Annotated in this window: 12 protein-coding genes; 2 read left to right on the top strand and 10 right to left on the bottom strand. The window is 58.0% G+C overall.

The annotated features are described in order from the left end of the window. Nucleotide 1: 1 nt before the first annotated feature. From gloA to AC2D8U_RS04685, 4 genes are all read right to left on the bottom strand, one after another. On the bottom strand, nucleotides 2-415 hold the full coding sequence (gene gloA, locus AC2D8U_RS04670) for a lactoylglutathione lyase (RefSeq protein WP_484617890.1): 414 nt from the start codon (nucleotides 413-415) through the stop codon (nucleotides 2-4). 402 nt (nucleotides 416-817) lie between these two features. Beyond that, complete coding sequence (locus AC2D8U_RS04675; protein WP_484617891.1) at nucleotides 818-1,426, bottom strand: type III secretion system chaperone family protein; 609 nt, start codon at nucleotides 1,424-1,426, stop codon at nucleotides 818-820. A 143-nt stretch (nucleotides 1,427-1,569) separates the two neighbouring features. Beyond that, nucleotides 1,570-3,738 (bottom strand): right-handed parallel beta-helix repeat-containing protein, encoded by a 2,169-nt coding sequence (locus AC2D8U_RS04680; RefSeq protein ID WP_484617892.1) that lies wholly within the window; start codon nucleotides 3,736-3,738, stop codon nucleotides 1,570-1,572. Between the two features lie 253 nt (nucleotides 3,739-3,991). After that, a complete protein-coding gene (locus AC2D8U_RS04685) occupies nucleotides 3,992-5,023 on the bottom strand; it encodes a Glu/Leu/Phe/Val dehydrogenase dimerization domain-containing protein (RefSeq protein WP_484617893.1) in 1,032 nt (343 codons plus the stop codon). Between the two features lie 201 nt (nucleotides 5,024-5,224). On the opposite strand from AC2D8U_RS04685, the gene AC2D8U_RS04690 reads away from it, so the two are divergent. Both AC2D8U_RS04690 and AC2D8U_RS04695 read left to right on the top strand, forming a co-directional pair. Next, nucleotides 5,225-5,641 (top strand): DUF4826 family protein, encoded by a 417-nt coding sequence (locus tag AC2D8U_RS04690; protein ID WP_484617894.1) that lies wholly within the window; start codon nucleotides 5,225-5,227, stop codon nucleotides 5,639-5,641. Nucleotides 5,642-6,197: 556 nt separating this feature from the next. After that, the gene (locus tag AC2D8U_RS04695; RefSeq protein WP_484617895.1) at nucleotides 6,198-8,798 is read left to right on the top strand and encodes a COG1361 family protein; all 2,601 of its coding nucleotides are present in this window, start codon (nucleotides 6,198-6,200) and stop codon (nucleotides 8,796-8,798) included. Nucleotides 8,799-8,868: 70 nt separating this feature from the next. Here AC2D8U_RS04695 and AC2D8U_RS04700 read toward each other — a convergent pair whose 3' ends face one another. The 6 genes from AC2D8U_RS04700 to rluE form a co-directional block, all read right to left on the bottom strand. Further along, nucleotides 8,869-9,999, bottom strand: coding sequence for a ribosomal protein uL16 3-hydroxylase (locus AC2D8U_RS04700; RefSeq protein WP_484617896.1), 1,131 nt, complete (start codon nucleotides 9,997-9,999; stop codon nucleotides 8,869-8,871). A 101-nt stretch (nucleotides 10,000-10,100) separates the two neighbouring features. Further along, a complete protein-coding gene (gene purB / locus AC2D8U_RS04705) occupies nucleotides 10,101-11,468 on the bottom strand; it encodes an adenylosuccinate lyase (protein WP_484617897.1) in 1,368 nt (455 codons plus the stop codon). A gap of 32 nt (nucleotides 11,469-11,500) precedes the next feature. Next, complete coding sequence (gene hflD / locus AC2D8U_RS04710; protein ID WP_484617898.1) at nucleotides 11,501-12,112, bottom strand: high frequency lysogenization protein HflD; 612 nt, start codon at nucleotides 12,110-12,112, stop codon at nucleotides 11,501-11,503. Nucleotides 12,113-12,126: 14 nt separating this feature from the next. Continuing rightward, a complete protein-coding gene (mnmA, locus tag AC2D8U_RS04715) occupies nucleotides 12,127-13,230 on the bottom strand; it encodes a tRNA 2-thiouridine(34) synthase MnmA (RefSeq protein WP_484617899.1) in 1,104 nt (367 codons plus the stop codon). A gap of 84 nt (nucleotides 13,231-13,314) precedes the next feature. Next, nucleotides 13,315-13,776, bottom strand: coding sequence for an NUDIX domain-containing protein (locus tag AC2D8U_RS04720; RefSeq protein ID WP_484617900.1), 462 nt, complete (start codon nucleotides 13,774-13,776; stop codon nucleotides 13,315-13,317). Further along, a complete protein-coding gene (gene rluE / locus AC2D8U_RS04725) occupies nucleotides 13,773-14,453 on the bottom strand; it encodes a 23S rRNA pseudouridine(2457) synthase RluE (RefSeq protein ID WP_484617901.1) in 681 nt (226 codons plus the stop codon). The genes AC2D8U_RS04720 and rluE overlap by 4 nt, the downstream gene beginning before the upstream one ends. Between the last annotated feature and the right edge of the window lie 61 nt (nucleotides 14,454-14,514).

The raw sequence follows: 14,514 nt of genomic DNA on the forward strand, positions 1-14,514 counted from the left end.
CTCAGTCGCCTACGCCTTCGCTGGCCTGGCTGCGCTGGATCAGTTCGATTTTGTAACCATCGGGATCTTCCACAAAGGCGATGTGGGTCGAGCCCCCCAGCACAGGTCCCGGCTCACGGCTGATGGTGCCGCCAGCCGCGCAGATGGCTTCACAGGCGGCGTAGATATCTTCAAAACCCAGGGCAATATGGCCAAAGGCATTGCCATGCTCATAGCTGCCAACCCCCCAGTTATAGGTCAGCTCAATGACGGCGTGGCCTTCACTTTCCTCGCCGTAGCCGACGAAGGCCAGGGTGTATTTGTACTCTTCATTGACGGATTTACGCAGCAACTTCATGCCGAGCACGTCGGTATAGAAGGTGATGGACTTATCCAGATCACCGACACGCAGCATGGTGTGCAGGACTTGAGGCATGGCAGACTCCTTGGGTTAAGACGTTGATGATGACTTAGAGCCTATCAGAGTGTGCGGATACTGGCTGTGGCAGAGCGCGCGAAAATGGCTTATTAGAGAGAAATCACATTCATAAACATCAGGTTAGTCTTAATCGCTTCCATCGATAAAGGGGGGCGGAAATACCGTTGTGATCCCAATCACGTTGCTGACTTGCCGAACCCCACTCTGTGCTTAATTTCCTTACTCTGGTCTCGGGGGGAAATACCAATAACACTAAGGAGAGTTACGCAGTGAATACTGACGTAAAATTCGCTCTGGTATCGGCTGCGGCCATCCTGAGCGGTATCGTGGCCATGGCCGCCATGATCTTTGGCTAAGCTGGTTTCCAGCAAAAGCAACGCCGGCAATTGCCGGCGTTTTTTAATGCATGATGATAGGGGAAAGCGGCCCCTTGTTAGCCGCCTCTCCCTCGGACTCCGGCTCTACGCCATCCTCTGAGGTGTACACCACGCCCAGCTCTTCGATCTCCTTGGCTGCCTGGGCCATTTGGTCGATGCAGTCCTGAACAAAGTACTCGAACTGCTCTGGGCTGATCCCGGGCGCCAGGGCCAGGTTATGACACAGCAGGATCCGAGGCAGGGTGTCGTCCACCATCTCGATAAAGATCTTCAGGGTCGGGTAGTGGCTGTTGAGTTGGCTCATCTGGGCGAAGGCCGTCATCAATCCACTGGGCCGTACCTCGATCGAGGCTGACAAGTAGACAAAGTCACCTTCGATCTCCACCTTGGCATCATAGATCCCCGTATTTTCCTGCAGCACAGGCAGGTGCAGTCCCTGGCAGGACCCGCAAAGGTAGTAGTCGATCTGGCAGTGCTCCAACCAGGACTTGAGGGTGTCGTGATCGGGGATCGGCAAGGCAGGCATGGGAAAACTCTCTATGGGACGAACTTCGGCCGATAGGATACCGCTGATGCCGGCAAAATGCACCTTTAGGCTGTGCTTGTCGGGGAAGCTTTTGCTCTGTGTCATCGAGGCTGAAGTCGTGAATAACCGTCTGTGATGAGCTAACGCTCAGTGCTATGAGGACTTTTACTCACAGTGTGTGGAGATGGCCTAGTCGAAAAACAAACGCCCGGCTGGATGCCGGGCGTCGGGTTTAGCCAAAGGCGATGTTACTGCTTGTTGGCCAGGCGTATGCGGTTGTATGCGGGCGGCTCATGGGGCCAGGGACGGGCTTGCCCCAGTACATTGCAGTGGCGGATCTCGTACTGACCATCATCATCCAGTCGATGAACAAACCAGATGTCATAGCTCTCGGAGAGCTGCCACTTGCTGATCTTGCGGCGGCCCAGTTGCAGGGTGTTGGCCAGGCCCTGATCGCCAGCAAACCTCAGGCGCTGCTCATCCAGCCCCAGGTTGGCCATAATCTGCAGCGAAGTACCGAAGGGATCGGCCTTACAGATCGATTGCAGGGTCTTGTGGATCGCCAAGGCTTCTTCGTCGGTGTAAAGCTTGATGTCGGCCTTTGGTTGGGGCAACACCTTTTCCGGTTGCAGGTGGTCGGGGAGCAGACGTTTGGCCCACTGTGGCTCCAGGCCGGCGCTTTTCAGGGCAGGCTCGTGGCCGGTGAGATCGTCCCGACTCAAGCCATGCAGGTTACCCTCGCCCCAGATCATGTAATCCTTACGGCTCTTGTTGTAGACATAGTCATTGAGGGTATCGAACAGGATATTGTCCTGTACGTAGTAGCCTTTGCTGCCCTCATCGAAGAACACGCCCCGGTTCGCAACGCCATGATGGGTGATCCCGCGATGGATATCGTGGATCACGTTTTCGAAGATCAGGGTGCCGGGCTGGTAGCCCAGGGTGTAGAGACCACCGCCGTCATTGACCTGCTGCACCATATGGGAGATATGGTTGTGGGTCACCCGGTAGCGCTCGGTACCCGTGGGTGTGTCATCCCAACGCCAACCTATGCTGATCCCGTTGTAGGCCAGGTTGCGCAGGGTGTTGTGGGTGATGTCGATGTCGTTGGCGTATTTGCCGGAGATCCCGATCCCGCTCCAGAAGGTGATGGTGGAGTCATGGATGTAGTTGTTGGCGATACGGATATGCTCGGGCTGATCCGGATTGGGGTTGTTGAGACCAACCTGGATGTTATTGGCACCGATATCGGTAAATTCGGAGCCTTCAACCGAACTGTGCCGGGCACCTATGCCGAAAGTCAGGCCATTGGTGGCCAGGTTCCTAAACTCGGTGGCTTCGAAACTGACGTTGTTGGTGTATTGCAGATCCACTGCGGTGTCGAGTTCGGCTCTGAGCTTACTCTTTATCTCAGTCGTCAGCTCGTAGCTGACCGCCGACTGGCCGCCCTCGAAGCCGTGCTCCGGGTACTGGAAATCCGTGTGAGAAAAGCGAATGTTTCTAAAATGCAGGTTCTCGACCGGTTGTTCCGGCGTGCCCTGGATCCGCACCAAGGTGTTTAGACGAGGGATCACCGTATCGCTTTGGCGCAGATCCATGTCGGCGTGGGGCCAGTAGGTGAGGATCTGGGAGTTACGGTCGTAAAACCATTCGCCGGGCTGATCCAGGAAGCTGGGATCGTTTTCGAAATAGTAGGCGCTGTGGGCGCGCAGCCGGTTAAACGAGGGGGCTGGCGCATGGGGCGGCTTGAGTACCAGCTCCCGGCTGTCCGGATCATAGGACTCGATCAGCTTGTGGGTACTGGCCCAGACCTTGTAGCCCCGCAGGCGGACCTGGTTGAGATCCGCGACATTGGCCAGGCCCTCGCCGTTTTCGATGGTGATGGCGTATCGGCTCCAGTCTTTGGCGACATCATTGGCAAGCACATTGTAGATTGGCTGATCGGCGTCGGCATTGGGCCAGCGCGCCAAGGTTTGCCGTTGCCCGTCTATCCACAGGGCATGCAGTTGCCAGTCGTCGGCAACGGCCTCCTGGGGAAGGGGCAGTTGCCACAGCGGCGACCCTGCGACAGGCTGCCAGCCGGAAAGCGCCAAGCCACCGCTGAGCTCGGCGAACCCGTTCTCAGGACCTTGATAGATCACCTTCTGCGAGCCAGTGCCCGCATCCTTGGGCCCGAACTCCAGGGGGGCCTCAAGCCGGTATCGACCCGAAGCGAGATGAACCCGGATCTCATCTTCGCCCTTGTTTAACAGACGCTGAACACGCCTTTGGGCCTCGGCCAGGGTGGCAAGTGGGGCCTTCTCGCTACCTTTGGCCCTATCATCTCCCTGGGGCGACAGGTAAAGCTCGGCGGAATGGGTGATGCCGGCAAAGCCCAGCGATACCCCAAATACCACGGCTGTTATCGATCCTTTCATGGAAGCCTTTTTCTCCTTATTGTTTTGAAATTGGTATTGTTAAGCAGTTGAAAATACAAGATAACACTAAAAATCACTCAGTAACTGTGGCTTAGGTTACATTTTTGTCTGAGGTGTTTTTTTGAACCGCTGACATAGCCAGGATAGGAAGGAGGGCGATCATGCCTGGCGAGGGCATCCTGGGATGGGGCGGTCGGGCCCAGGGTTCGAACTTCGGCTCGGGGAGAGCGGCGGCCAGAGCCCTGTCTCGGGTTCAACGCCGGGCCAAAATAATGGTTCGGGCCATCTCATCGGCCACCTGCTCTGTGGTATTTCCCGTCAATTCGGCCTGTTCAAAGATCCTAAGCAGGGTGTCGTAGATCTTGTGAATTTTGCCCTTTGAGGCATCGGCATTGTAGTCACGTTCGAAGGAGACATTGATGATCCCGCCGGCGTTGATCACATAGTCCGGGGCGTAGAGGATCCCGAGATCGCGCAACATTAGCCCATGGTGAGGATCGGCCAATTGATTATTGGCACAGCCGGCGACGATGCTCGCTTTCAACTGGGGAATGGTGTCGTCATTGAGGGTGGCGCCCAGGGCGCAGGGGGCATACACGTCCACCGCTTGTCGATAGATCTCATTCAAGCCGACGATCTCGGCCCCCAATTCGGTCGCCGCCCGGTCGAGCTGTTTGACACTGAGATCACACACCACCAGCTCGGCGCCGACCCGGTGAAGATGTTCACACAGGGCGAAACCCACATGTCCCAGGCCCTGTACGGCAACTTTAAGCCCCTCTAGTGATGTTTTGTTCAGCCGGTGTTTCACCGCGGCTTTGATCCCCACAAAGGTACCCAGTGCGGTGAAGGGGGAGGGATCGCCACTCTTACCCTCAAGTCCCGCCATATAGGGGGTTTCCTGATGGGCGATCATGATGTCGGCGGTGTCGATCCCCACGTCCTCTGCCGAGTAATAGCGTCCTCCGAGGGCGTGGACGGCCCGGCCAAAGGCACGAAACAGGGCTTCGGACTTGTCCGAGTTCGGATCGCCAATGATCACGGATTTGCCGCCGCCAAAGGCCAGCCCGGCCAGGGCATTCTTGTAGGTCATGCCACGGGAGAGGCGCAGCACATCGGTCAGCGCTTCATCCTCGCTGTCATAGGGCCACATGCGGCACCCGCCAACGGCGGGCCCCAAGCTGGTGTCATGGATGGCAATGATCGCCTTGAGGCCCGAGGCCTTGTCGTGGACAAAGAGCACCTGTTCGTGCTGATCGAAAGAGGGGTGAGAAAAGATCGCCACCTGAGTGTCTCCCTTATCGTGAAGCCTATGCGTCTAACGCTGTGCTTATGAGTATGCACGCACCTTATCAATGAGACCGGTCACGACCCAGTGTCCACTCTCAAGCGCTGCTGACTGACCTGGCAAGCTTGCTTGACATTAACTTGGTGGTTAGGGAGAGTGGCCGCAGTGGAACGCGGTAAGCCGAAGAAGGAAAAGGCCATGGATAGAGTCACACCACAACAAGAGCAGGCCTGGGTTCGGGAGCAGTTTCAAAAAGCCAATCGCTTCCTGGCGGAGAAGGGCGTGTTACCGGGAAAAGTACTGGAGAATGAGAGCCGGATCTTGCCCCCTTTTCTCGCCATATGGAAACTGGAGGAGAGCGGGCCGGGCAAGCGTCGCTTCTGGGTGATCAGCGGCGATCTGCCCACGGATCTGATCCCGGAAAGTGCCGCCACCGACGCCCGGGAAGTCGTGCGCCACTTCTCCCTGAACTGGCAACTCAAGGCGGAGAACCTCTCTCGCAGCCATGATGACACTCAGCATCGGCTGGCGAAGCTGATGATCAGCAAGGCCCATGGCCTGGCCGATCTGCACCGCGAGGACCGACTCTGGGGAGAGATGGCGGTCAACGGATAATGGACTCTCGGTCCAAACCGAAAGAGCCACTCAATTGAGTGGCTCTTTCGGTTTGTCCGCAGGCAGGAAACAGCGATCAAAAATTCGAAACTATTTCACTCAGTAATTCTGACAGTTAAAAAAGTGCTGTTCTAAGCGGCTTGAAACCCGTTCAGGCTGGGCTAGGATCTGAAGCGGTTGATCTTGTTCACCAGGCTGTTGGCCGTAGATCCCTGATGCGTATCTACTTTGGCCACCGAATTATTGTGACGAACCGGCCCAGGAGGCCATGATGGATCACGCCGATTTTCTCTTACCCAGTCGGGTTACCCGCTTTCATACGAGCAAGGGTAACAGCGCGCGTTTTCAGGCGCTGTTACCCGGAATAATCCTCCAACTTTCCTTTTAAACAAGCTGCCCTGTGTAGCTTATGGATCAACGGCATGCGAAGGTCACAACGGCATGTTGCGGCTGTATCGTGCTGAAAAACAGGGTCTCCCTTTTGTTGGGTGAATGTCTTCGTACCACTGGAACCACGAAGGTAAACCTGTCTAAGAGTGTCCCCTAGGAGTTCGATATGCGCTTACGAACGCTAATTCGTCCGACGGTGATTGCGACGGCCGTCGGGGTGGTGTTTGCCGCTTCGGTTTCCGCCACGTCCACCCTGCCCACAGACGATTGGAAGATCTCCGGCAATGCGCCTTTTGCCCCCACCAGCAGTGAACGCCTGCCGGATCTGCAAAATGCCTGCATGGAGGATGTCGCCAGTCAAAATGGGATCAGTGGATTAACCTGTACCTCCAACGATATTCGGGTGGCCTCGGTCAGTGATATCGAGATCACCGCAGGCGATCCCGACCCCAATGATGGCGTCGATGAGTGTACGGCGGGTGAGGACGTCACCTTTTCCGCCGTATTTCAATTTGAGTTGAGTGCCCAGGAGCGACACGATCTGGGCGTCTGGTTTGCCACCGACGGCCAGGCCAACGCCAAATTTGGTTCCTGTCAGGTCTCGACCGCCCCACTGTTCAGTGACAGCAACGGTTACTTGAACGATCTCGATGGCGAGATCGGTTATTGCAGCGAGGATACCAGCCAGGTTTGTAATGAGGACAAGGATTGCTCAGGGAAAAACAATAGCTGTGTGATCCCCAGTGACGGCTCGGGACAGGATTTTTGTGGTGACATCGATGATTTCACCAGCCCCCAGTTCTTCGCCATTACCGTTACCACCAAGTGTGTCGACAAAAACAAGGATGGCGATCTGGATCTGCCGGTCTGTCTGAGCTGGCGTCAGCCGGGGGCCGACGAGTACTGTGACAATCCCGAAGATGCCTATCCAGGCTCGCCCTCCAAGTGTAACTGTGATGATGACTTCTCCGTACCGATCAAGGTACCCACTCCGCCCCTGACCGTGGTGAAAAACATCAGCCCCGCCTCGGGTAAGGAGCCGGGCTTTACTGCGACCGTGACCTTTGATTTTGCCAACCCCTCTCTGTTTGGCAATGACATCACCTTGGACAGCTTGACCGATGATCTGTTGAACTACTGGACAGGCGGGTCGGCACCTGTGGATGGGGATTATGATACCCCGGATAGCAGCCTGGATCTCTTTACCGACGTGGCCGATCTGGCCTGTCTGGAGTATCCGGAGACACTGACGGCGACCCCAACGACCACGGGCGTTGTCTGGGATCCCAGCAGTGATCTGCTGCGCGCCCAGGTGGACGATAACGAACTGGCCACGCCAAACTTCGTTCGCTGTAGCTTTACCCGCTTTATCGGGGGCGAGCGCAGTGGGTCCGATCTGGGAACTTTCTATGATCGCATCACGGTTGTAGGGACCTCGGAAACCAATGAGTCGACCTCCGGCAGTGATACCGCACTGACCGCAGTGATCGATGTTCCACCGAAGATTGAGATCGATAAGGTGGTAACCCCAACGACCGTGCCAGAGCCCGGTGCGGTGGTGAAGTACGATCTGACCATCACCAACCCCAGCGACTCCGATACGGTCACCCTGGATTGCCTGGAGGACTACATCTCTACCAGTGGCATGGTGGGTACGGTGAGCTGTAACGGCAGCGGTGACTATAACCTGCTGACCTGGACCGACAGCAGCAATACCTGTGATGATCTGTCCGGCGTGACCATGGCACCCGGCGACGTCAAGACCTGCTCCTTCAGCCTGTTTGTCGACGGTGCCGCCGGTAATGACGGCGATGTTGAACACAACAAGGCTGTGGTGAAGGTCTCCGACGACGAAGGCGGGACTGCTGAGGCCAGTGATCCGGCCCTGGTGACCGTCACCAACACGCCGCCAACCCTGCAGCTGACCAAGACACCCTCGCCGGGTTCGGTCATGGAACCGTCAGGCAGCGTTACCTACACCTTCGTGATCAAAAACATCACTACCTTCGCTGATACGGCTCGACTGGAGAAGCTGGAGGACACCATCACCCTGGTGGATGGCACAGTCTTGTCCATCGCCAATATCACCAATGACTGTAAGGATACGGGAGGCAAGACTCTGCTTAACGCCAACAGTGGCAATCCGGTCGAATTGGCGAAAGATGAGACCTTTACCTGTAGCCTCACGCGAACCGTGGGCCTGGACAGTGGCGGTAACCCCATCGGCGATGTGGGCGACAGCGAAGACAACCTGGCCAAGGTGACCGGTGTGGATGTGGATGATCCCACTGGGCCGAAGATCACGGCTACAGCCCCCGCCTCGGTGGATATCATCAACCGGGATCCCACCGCGACCGTGGTTCACGAAGCGACCCATGCTGTGGTGCTGTTCAAGATCACTGTGACCAACCTGTCACCGGAAGCCGTGGATATTGAGTCCATTCAGCATATCCTGGGGCAAAGCAATGCCAACATCTCATTGCCCGCCTACCATGCGGATCCTGCTGACTTTAACCTGGCCCCTGGCAGCACTCCTGCCTGTATCCTGACCGACACCTTCGGCTCAGCACCTGGGCCTGAATTGGCAGCGGCCGATGGCACAGCCAGCAATGATGATGTCTACAGCTGTTACTTCGTGCGCAGCATCGACTTCAATGGCGATATCAGTTCCAAGGTGGAAGTGGTGGCGAAGGATAATGAAGGCAATGCGGTAACGCCGCTGCAGCACACCATCACCCTGCAGAACATCCTCAAGATCACTCCATAAGGAGGTTTAGGCTCGTGTAATAACGCCCCGGTTTGATACCGGGGCGTTTCTTTTACACGGCGCCCAGGGCTCAATCCAGATACCAGTAACCCAGGTTGATCCAGTCCAGCAGCTCGTTGGCGGCTGCCGGTTCGGCCAGCAGGCGAGCCAGATCTCCCGCTTTGAGCCGATCACACTCCGCCAGATGGTTTGCCTCGGTGCGCAGCGCATCCGGTAGGCACCAACACTGACCATCGATAAACAGCCGGTTGGCCGAGTCGCCTTCCAGTTGCAGCACCTTGAGCCCGCCGATCCGCTGCAGGGCTGCCCCCTTGTTGAGGGCATCATGGAGATCGTCGAGGGTCAGTGCTGTTTCCGGTGGCCAGAGTGCCAGTTCGAACCGGTTCTGGCTGAGCAGGGTGCCGAGCAGGGGAGGCCAGAGATCGGGGTCGGCCACCAGGGTGTTGACCAGCTTGGCCATGCCGTTTTGATCTGCCTGCGTGATCTGAGCCGGGTTGTTTGGCTCGCGGTCGCTGGTAAAGCGGACCTGTCCCAGATCCTGATCCATCAGAGTATCGGCCAGGGCGGAGATCAACTCTTGTTGGCTCGGGGCGCGAAAGCCGACGGAGTAGGAGAGGGATGGGGTGAGGGTCTGGCCGCAGTGGGGGTATCCCGGGGGGATATAGAGGATATCTCCCGGGTTCATCACTTCGTCGATGATGGGGGCAAAATCCTCAACCAACGCCATGCCCTGGCTGTTGGGGCGGGGAGCATGGATCCCGCGATCGCCCACCTGCCAGCGGCGCTGTCCCCGGCCTTGAATGATGAACACGTCGTAGTTGTCGATGTGGGGTCCGACGCCGCCGCCGGGGACGGCGAAGGAGGCCATCACATCATCCAAACGCCAATCCGGCAGGAAACGAAAGGCCTGGGCCAACTCCTGGGCTTCGGGCAGGTAGTGGTTGATGGCCTGCACCAGCAGCTGCCAGTTCTCGGTCCCCTGGCTGTCATACTCTTCACGGGGGCCGGACTCGCCGCGCCAGTTATCGCCATCACGAATGACGATGCGGCTGGCCACCCCCTCCTCCAGTGCCAGCCCCGCCAGTTCGTCCGGCTCGATCGGATCGACAAAGTCGGTAAAGGCCTGTCGCAGCAGTACGGGCTTTTGTTGCCAATAGTGTGAGAGAAACTCGTCAATATTCAGTTGCAGTGGGTAGGACATGGGATCTTCCCTTTTCCTTCTCTTGCGGAGGTTGGTCAATACAAAAACGCCGCCCGGACCGATTCAGTCTGGGCGGCGTTTTATCGCATCAAGGCAGCGTCTTACAGGGACTCAACAAACTCAACGGCACGGCCGATGTAGTTGGCCGGGGTCAGCAGCTTGAGCTCGGCTTTGACGCTGTCTGGCATCTCCAGACCGTCGATAAAGTCGGCCATGATCTGCTGGTTGACGCGCTTGCCGCGGGTCAGCTCTTTGAGCTTCTCGTAGGGCTTTTCGATGCCGTAGCGGCGCATCACGGTCTGGATCGGCTCGGCCAGCAACTCCCAGTTGCTGTCCAGCTCGTCCAGCAGAGACTGCTCGTTCACTTCCAGCTTGGAGATCCCCTTCATGGTGGCCTGGTAGGCGATCATGGAGTAGCCCACACCAACACCCAGGTTACGGATCACCGTGGAGTCGGTCAGATCGCGCTGCCAGCGGGAGATCGGCAGTTTGGCGGCCAGGTGCTGGAACAGGGCGTTGGCCAGACCCAGGTTGCCTTCGGAGTTTTCGAAGTCAATCGGGTTCACCTTGTGCGGCATGGTGGAGGAGCCAATTTCACCGGCGATGGTTTTCTGTTTGAAGTGACCCAGGGCGATGTAGCCCCACACGTCGCGATCGAAGTCGATCAGGATGGTGTTGAAGCGGGCCATGGCGTCGAACAGCTCGGCGATGTAGTCGTGGGGCTCGATCTGGGTGGTCCAGGGGTTCCAGGTCAACCCTAAGCTGGTGACGAAGCGCTCGGACAGCTGATGCCAGTCGACGTTCGGGTAGGCGGACAGGTGGGCGTTGTAGTTACCCACGGCGCCGTTGATCTTACCCAGCAGCTGAACTTCGCTGATCTGCTTCACCTGACGTTGCAGACGAATGGCCACGTTGGCCATCTCCTTGCCCATGGTGGTGGGGGAGGCAGGCTGACCGTGGGTACGGGCCATCATAGGGATGCGGGCGTAGCGCTTGGCCAGTTCGAACATGGCGTCCACCAGCTGGTTCAGCTGAGGCAGGATCACCTGCTCACGGGCGTTGTGCAGCATCAGGGCGTGGGACAGGTTGTTGATGTCCTCGGAGGTACAGGCGAAGTGAACGAATTCACCTACGGCCGCCAGCTCGGCGTTATCGGCGATGCGCTCCTTGAGGAAGTACTCAACCGCTTTCACGTCGTGGTTGGTGGTGCGCTCGATCTCCTTCACACGGGCCGCATCGGCCTCGCAGAAGTTGTCGTTGATGGCATCAAGATGGGCCATGGCGGCTTCGCTGAAGCAAGGTACTTCGGCGATCTCCGGGCAGGTGGCCAGCAGTTTCAGCCAGGAAATTTCTACCTGAACGCGGTATTTAACCAGGCCGAATTCGCTGAAGATACTGCGCAGTTCAACGGTGCGGCTGCCGTAGCGACCATCTACCGGGGAGATGGCGGTCAGGGCGGAAAGTTCCATGATGACTCCTTGAGAAATGGGGTTGGTCATTTTTAGTTTTTAATGGCTTGCGCTGCGGTATGCACCAGGGCCTTGCGGGACAGCACCAGTTGGCGGCGTTTGCCACCGAGCTGTCGCCACAGGACCGCAGAGCGGATCGCGGCAAGCAGTAGGGTACGAATTTTGTATTGGTTGAGGTTCTGCTGCAGCTGGATGGGGGCGCCCACCACCTGGATCCGGGCACCCAGGGGGCTGATCACGTCGGAGTAGACGGAGGCCAGATTCGCCAGCACCTGCTCGTCGGTCACCTCGAAGTGGGCGGTCTGGCGTTTTACCTGGGACAGGCGCTCGGCCAGCATATTCATGGCGGCCGGCTTCTTGGCCAGCTTGCGCTCCAGCGCCAGGATCCCCACCAGGTAGCGGGTCAGATCAACGTCTTTGCGCTGGCCATCACCCAGTTGATCCACCACGACCTGGTAGCCGTGGTGCAGATCGGCATCCCCATACACGTCCTGCGGACGTTCCGGATCGGTGGCGAGGATAGATTGGATGCTGGCGCCGAGCAGGGCATCGTCGCTTTTGCCGTAACGGGCGATCTCACGAACCTGGTGAATGGCCTGGCAGATCCCGGCAAACGCCATGGTACGCAGTTGCAGTTCGGTCATTATTATTTTTGTCCTTAGCGGATGACACGTTCGATGATGCCGCCACCCAGGCAAACCTCACCTTGATAGAAGACGGCGGACTGGCCCGGAGTGACCGAGCTGACCGGCTCGTGGAAACGCACTTCCAGCTCGCCATTGCCCAGAGGGGTAACGGTGCAGGGCACATCCTGCTGGCGGTAGCGGGTCTTTACCGTCATCTCTGTGGTCTGCTGGGGACCCTTACGGTCGACCCAGTCCAGCTGCCCCGCGACAAGGCCGTTGGAAAAGAGGCGAGGGTGGTCACTGCCCTGGCCAACCACCAGGACATTGCGCTCTAGGTCTTTATCGACCACGTACCAGGGTTGATCACCGGCGTTCTTCATGCCGCCGATCCTCAGGCCCTTGCGTTGACCCAGGGTGTGATACATCAGGCCTTCGTGCTGGCCAACCACTTCGCCTTCACAGGTTTCGATCTTGCCGGGTTGAGCCGGCAGGTACTTGGCCAAAAAGTCTTTGAATTTACGCTCGCCGATAAAGCAGATCCCGGTGGAATCCTTTTTACCTGCGGTGATCAAACCCTGCTCTTCGGCGATGCGGCGCACTTCGGGCTTCTCCAGCTCACCCACGGGGAACAGGGTCTGAGCCACCTGATCTTCCCCCAGGGTGTAGAGGAAGTAGCTCTGATCTTTGTTGCCATCGAGGCCGCGCAGCATCTCGACGCTGCCATCCTTGTTATCGCGACGACGCACATAGTGGCCGGTGGCGATGTAATCGGCGTCCAGCGCTTCGGCGGCAAACTCCAGGAAGGCTTTGAACTTGATCTCCTTGTTGCACAGGATATCCGGGTTCGGGGTTCGCCCGGCCTTGTACTCTGCCAGGAAGTACTCGAACACATTGTCCCAGTACTCGGCGGCGAAGTTGACGCTGTGCAGTTCGATCCCGAGTTTGTCGCACACCGCCTGGGCGTCCGCCAGATCCTCCGCCGCAGCGCAGTACTCTTCGGAATCGTCCTCTTCCCAGTTTTTCATAAACAGACCTTCCACCTGGTAGCCCTGTTGCAGCAGCAGGTAGGCGGAAACGGAAGAATCGACGCCGCCGGACATACCGACGATCACCTTTTTATTGCGGTTTTCAGACATAACGTTTTTGGGCTTCAAAGATCGAACACAAGTGTTTTAGGGGGCCGCATTCTACCACGGAGTGAGGGGCAATCGCCAATGCGCTTAGCCGTGAAAGAGTCGGTTGTGCAATGCCTGCTCTATTGGCAGGGAGTGGCCCTTGAGATGATCTTCGATGGTGCGGATCACCAGGGCACTTCGGCAACGCCCAGCCTGTTGTTTTAACTGGTCAAGGGTCAGCCAGAGGCAGCGGCGGATCTGGGGATCCCTGGGCTGGCAGGGGATCGGCGCTGGCATCTGGGCGGCAAAGGTAAAGCGGACAAATGGCGTGCCATCGGCGGCGATAAACTGGTAGATGCCGATCAACTGGCTGGGTGACAGGGTCAGGCCGGTTTCCTCCCAGATCTCTCGGCGGCAGGCCGCTTCCAGAGTCTCATCCGCCTCCAGGTGGCCAGCGGCTTGATTGAGTACCGGCTCACCGTCGATCACCTCCTCCACCAGCAGGTAGTGATCCTGGCTGTGGATCACGCAAGCGACGGTGACGTGGGGCAGGAAGCGCTGGGTCAAGGGGTAAGCTCCCGATACTGGCCCAGCGCCAGACCATCCAGGGTCCAGTTGCCGATCCGGTAGCGGATCAACCTCAGGGTGGGGTGACCAATATGGGCAGTCATCCTGCGAACCTGGCGGTTGCGCCCTTCGGTGAGGGTGACTTCGAGCCAGCTGGTGGGGATGTTTTTGCGCTCACGGATGGGGGGCTCGCGCCGCCACAGCCATTGGGGCTCGGCGACCCTTCTCACCTTGGCGGGCAGGGTCAAACCGTCCTTGAGCTCTACGCCGTGACACAGGGCCTCGATGGCGTCGTCCGAGGGGATCCCCTCGACCTGCACATAGTAGGTTTTACTCGTCTTCTTGCCCGGTTGGGTGAGTTTGGCCTGCAGCACACCGTCGTTGGTCAGCAGAACCAGCCCTTCGGAATCCCTATCGAGTCGACCCGCCGGGTAGATCTCCGGGATCGGCACATAATCGGCCAGGGTCTGGCGTCCCTGGCCATCGGTAAACTGGGTCAGGACGTCGAAGGGTTTATTGACCAGTACGATCTTGCGGGGCCCGGCGGTGGGCCGTTTGGTCTGACCCTGTGGCCGATTTGCCGGCGCTCTGGAGCGCTGGGCCTTGCCGCGACGGGCACTTCGGGACGGGGTACCAGTAGTGGACCGACCACTTCTTGAACTATTACTTTGATGCATAAGGTGATTTTATCGTGATCTGATCCTTTGGGACTAGCACATTATGGCATTTCCCTCACAG

This window comes from Ferrimonas sp. YIN67, from assembly GCF_057219095.1.

Coding starts and splice junctions, on each gene's coding strand:
- gloA (WP_484617890.1), bottom strand. CDS start 415: ATGCCTCAAGTCCTGCACACCATGCTGCGTGTCGGTGATCTGGATAAG.
- AC2D8U_RS04675 (WP_484617891.1), bottom strand. CDS start 1,426: ATGACACAGAGCAAAAGCTTCCCCGACAAGCACAGCCTAAAGGTGCAT.
- AC2D8U_RS04680 (WP_484617892.1), bottom strand. CDS start 3,738: ATGAAAGGATCGATAACAGCCGTGGTATTTGGGGTATCGCTGGGCTTT.
- AC2D8U_RS04690 (WP_484617894.1), top strand. CDS start 5,225: ATGGATAGAGTCACACCACAACAAGAGCAGGCCTGGGTTCGGGAGCAG.
- AC2D8U_RS04695 (WP_484617895.1), top strand. CDS start 6,198: ATGCGCTTACGAACGCTAATTCGTCCGACGGTGATTGCGACGGCCGTC.
- AC2D8U_RS04700 (WP_484617896.1), bottom strand. CDS start 9,999: ATGTCCTACCCACTGCAACTGAATATTGACGAGTTTCTCTCACACTAT.
- purB (WP_484617897.1), bottom strand. CDS start 11,468: ATGGAACTTTCCGCCCTGACCGCCATCTCCCCGGTAGATGGTCGCTAC.
- hflD (WP_484617898.1), bottom strand. CDS start 12,112: ATGACCGAACTGCAACTGCGTACCATGGCGTTTGCCGGGATCTGCCAG.
- mnmA (WP_484617899.1), bottom strand. CDS start 13,230: ATGTCTGAAAACCGCAATAAAAAGGTGATCGTCGGTATGTCCGGCGGC.
- rluE (WP_484617901.1), bottom strand. CDS start 14,453: ATGCATCAAAGTAATAGTTCAAGAAGTGGTCGGTCCACTACTGGTACC.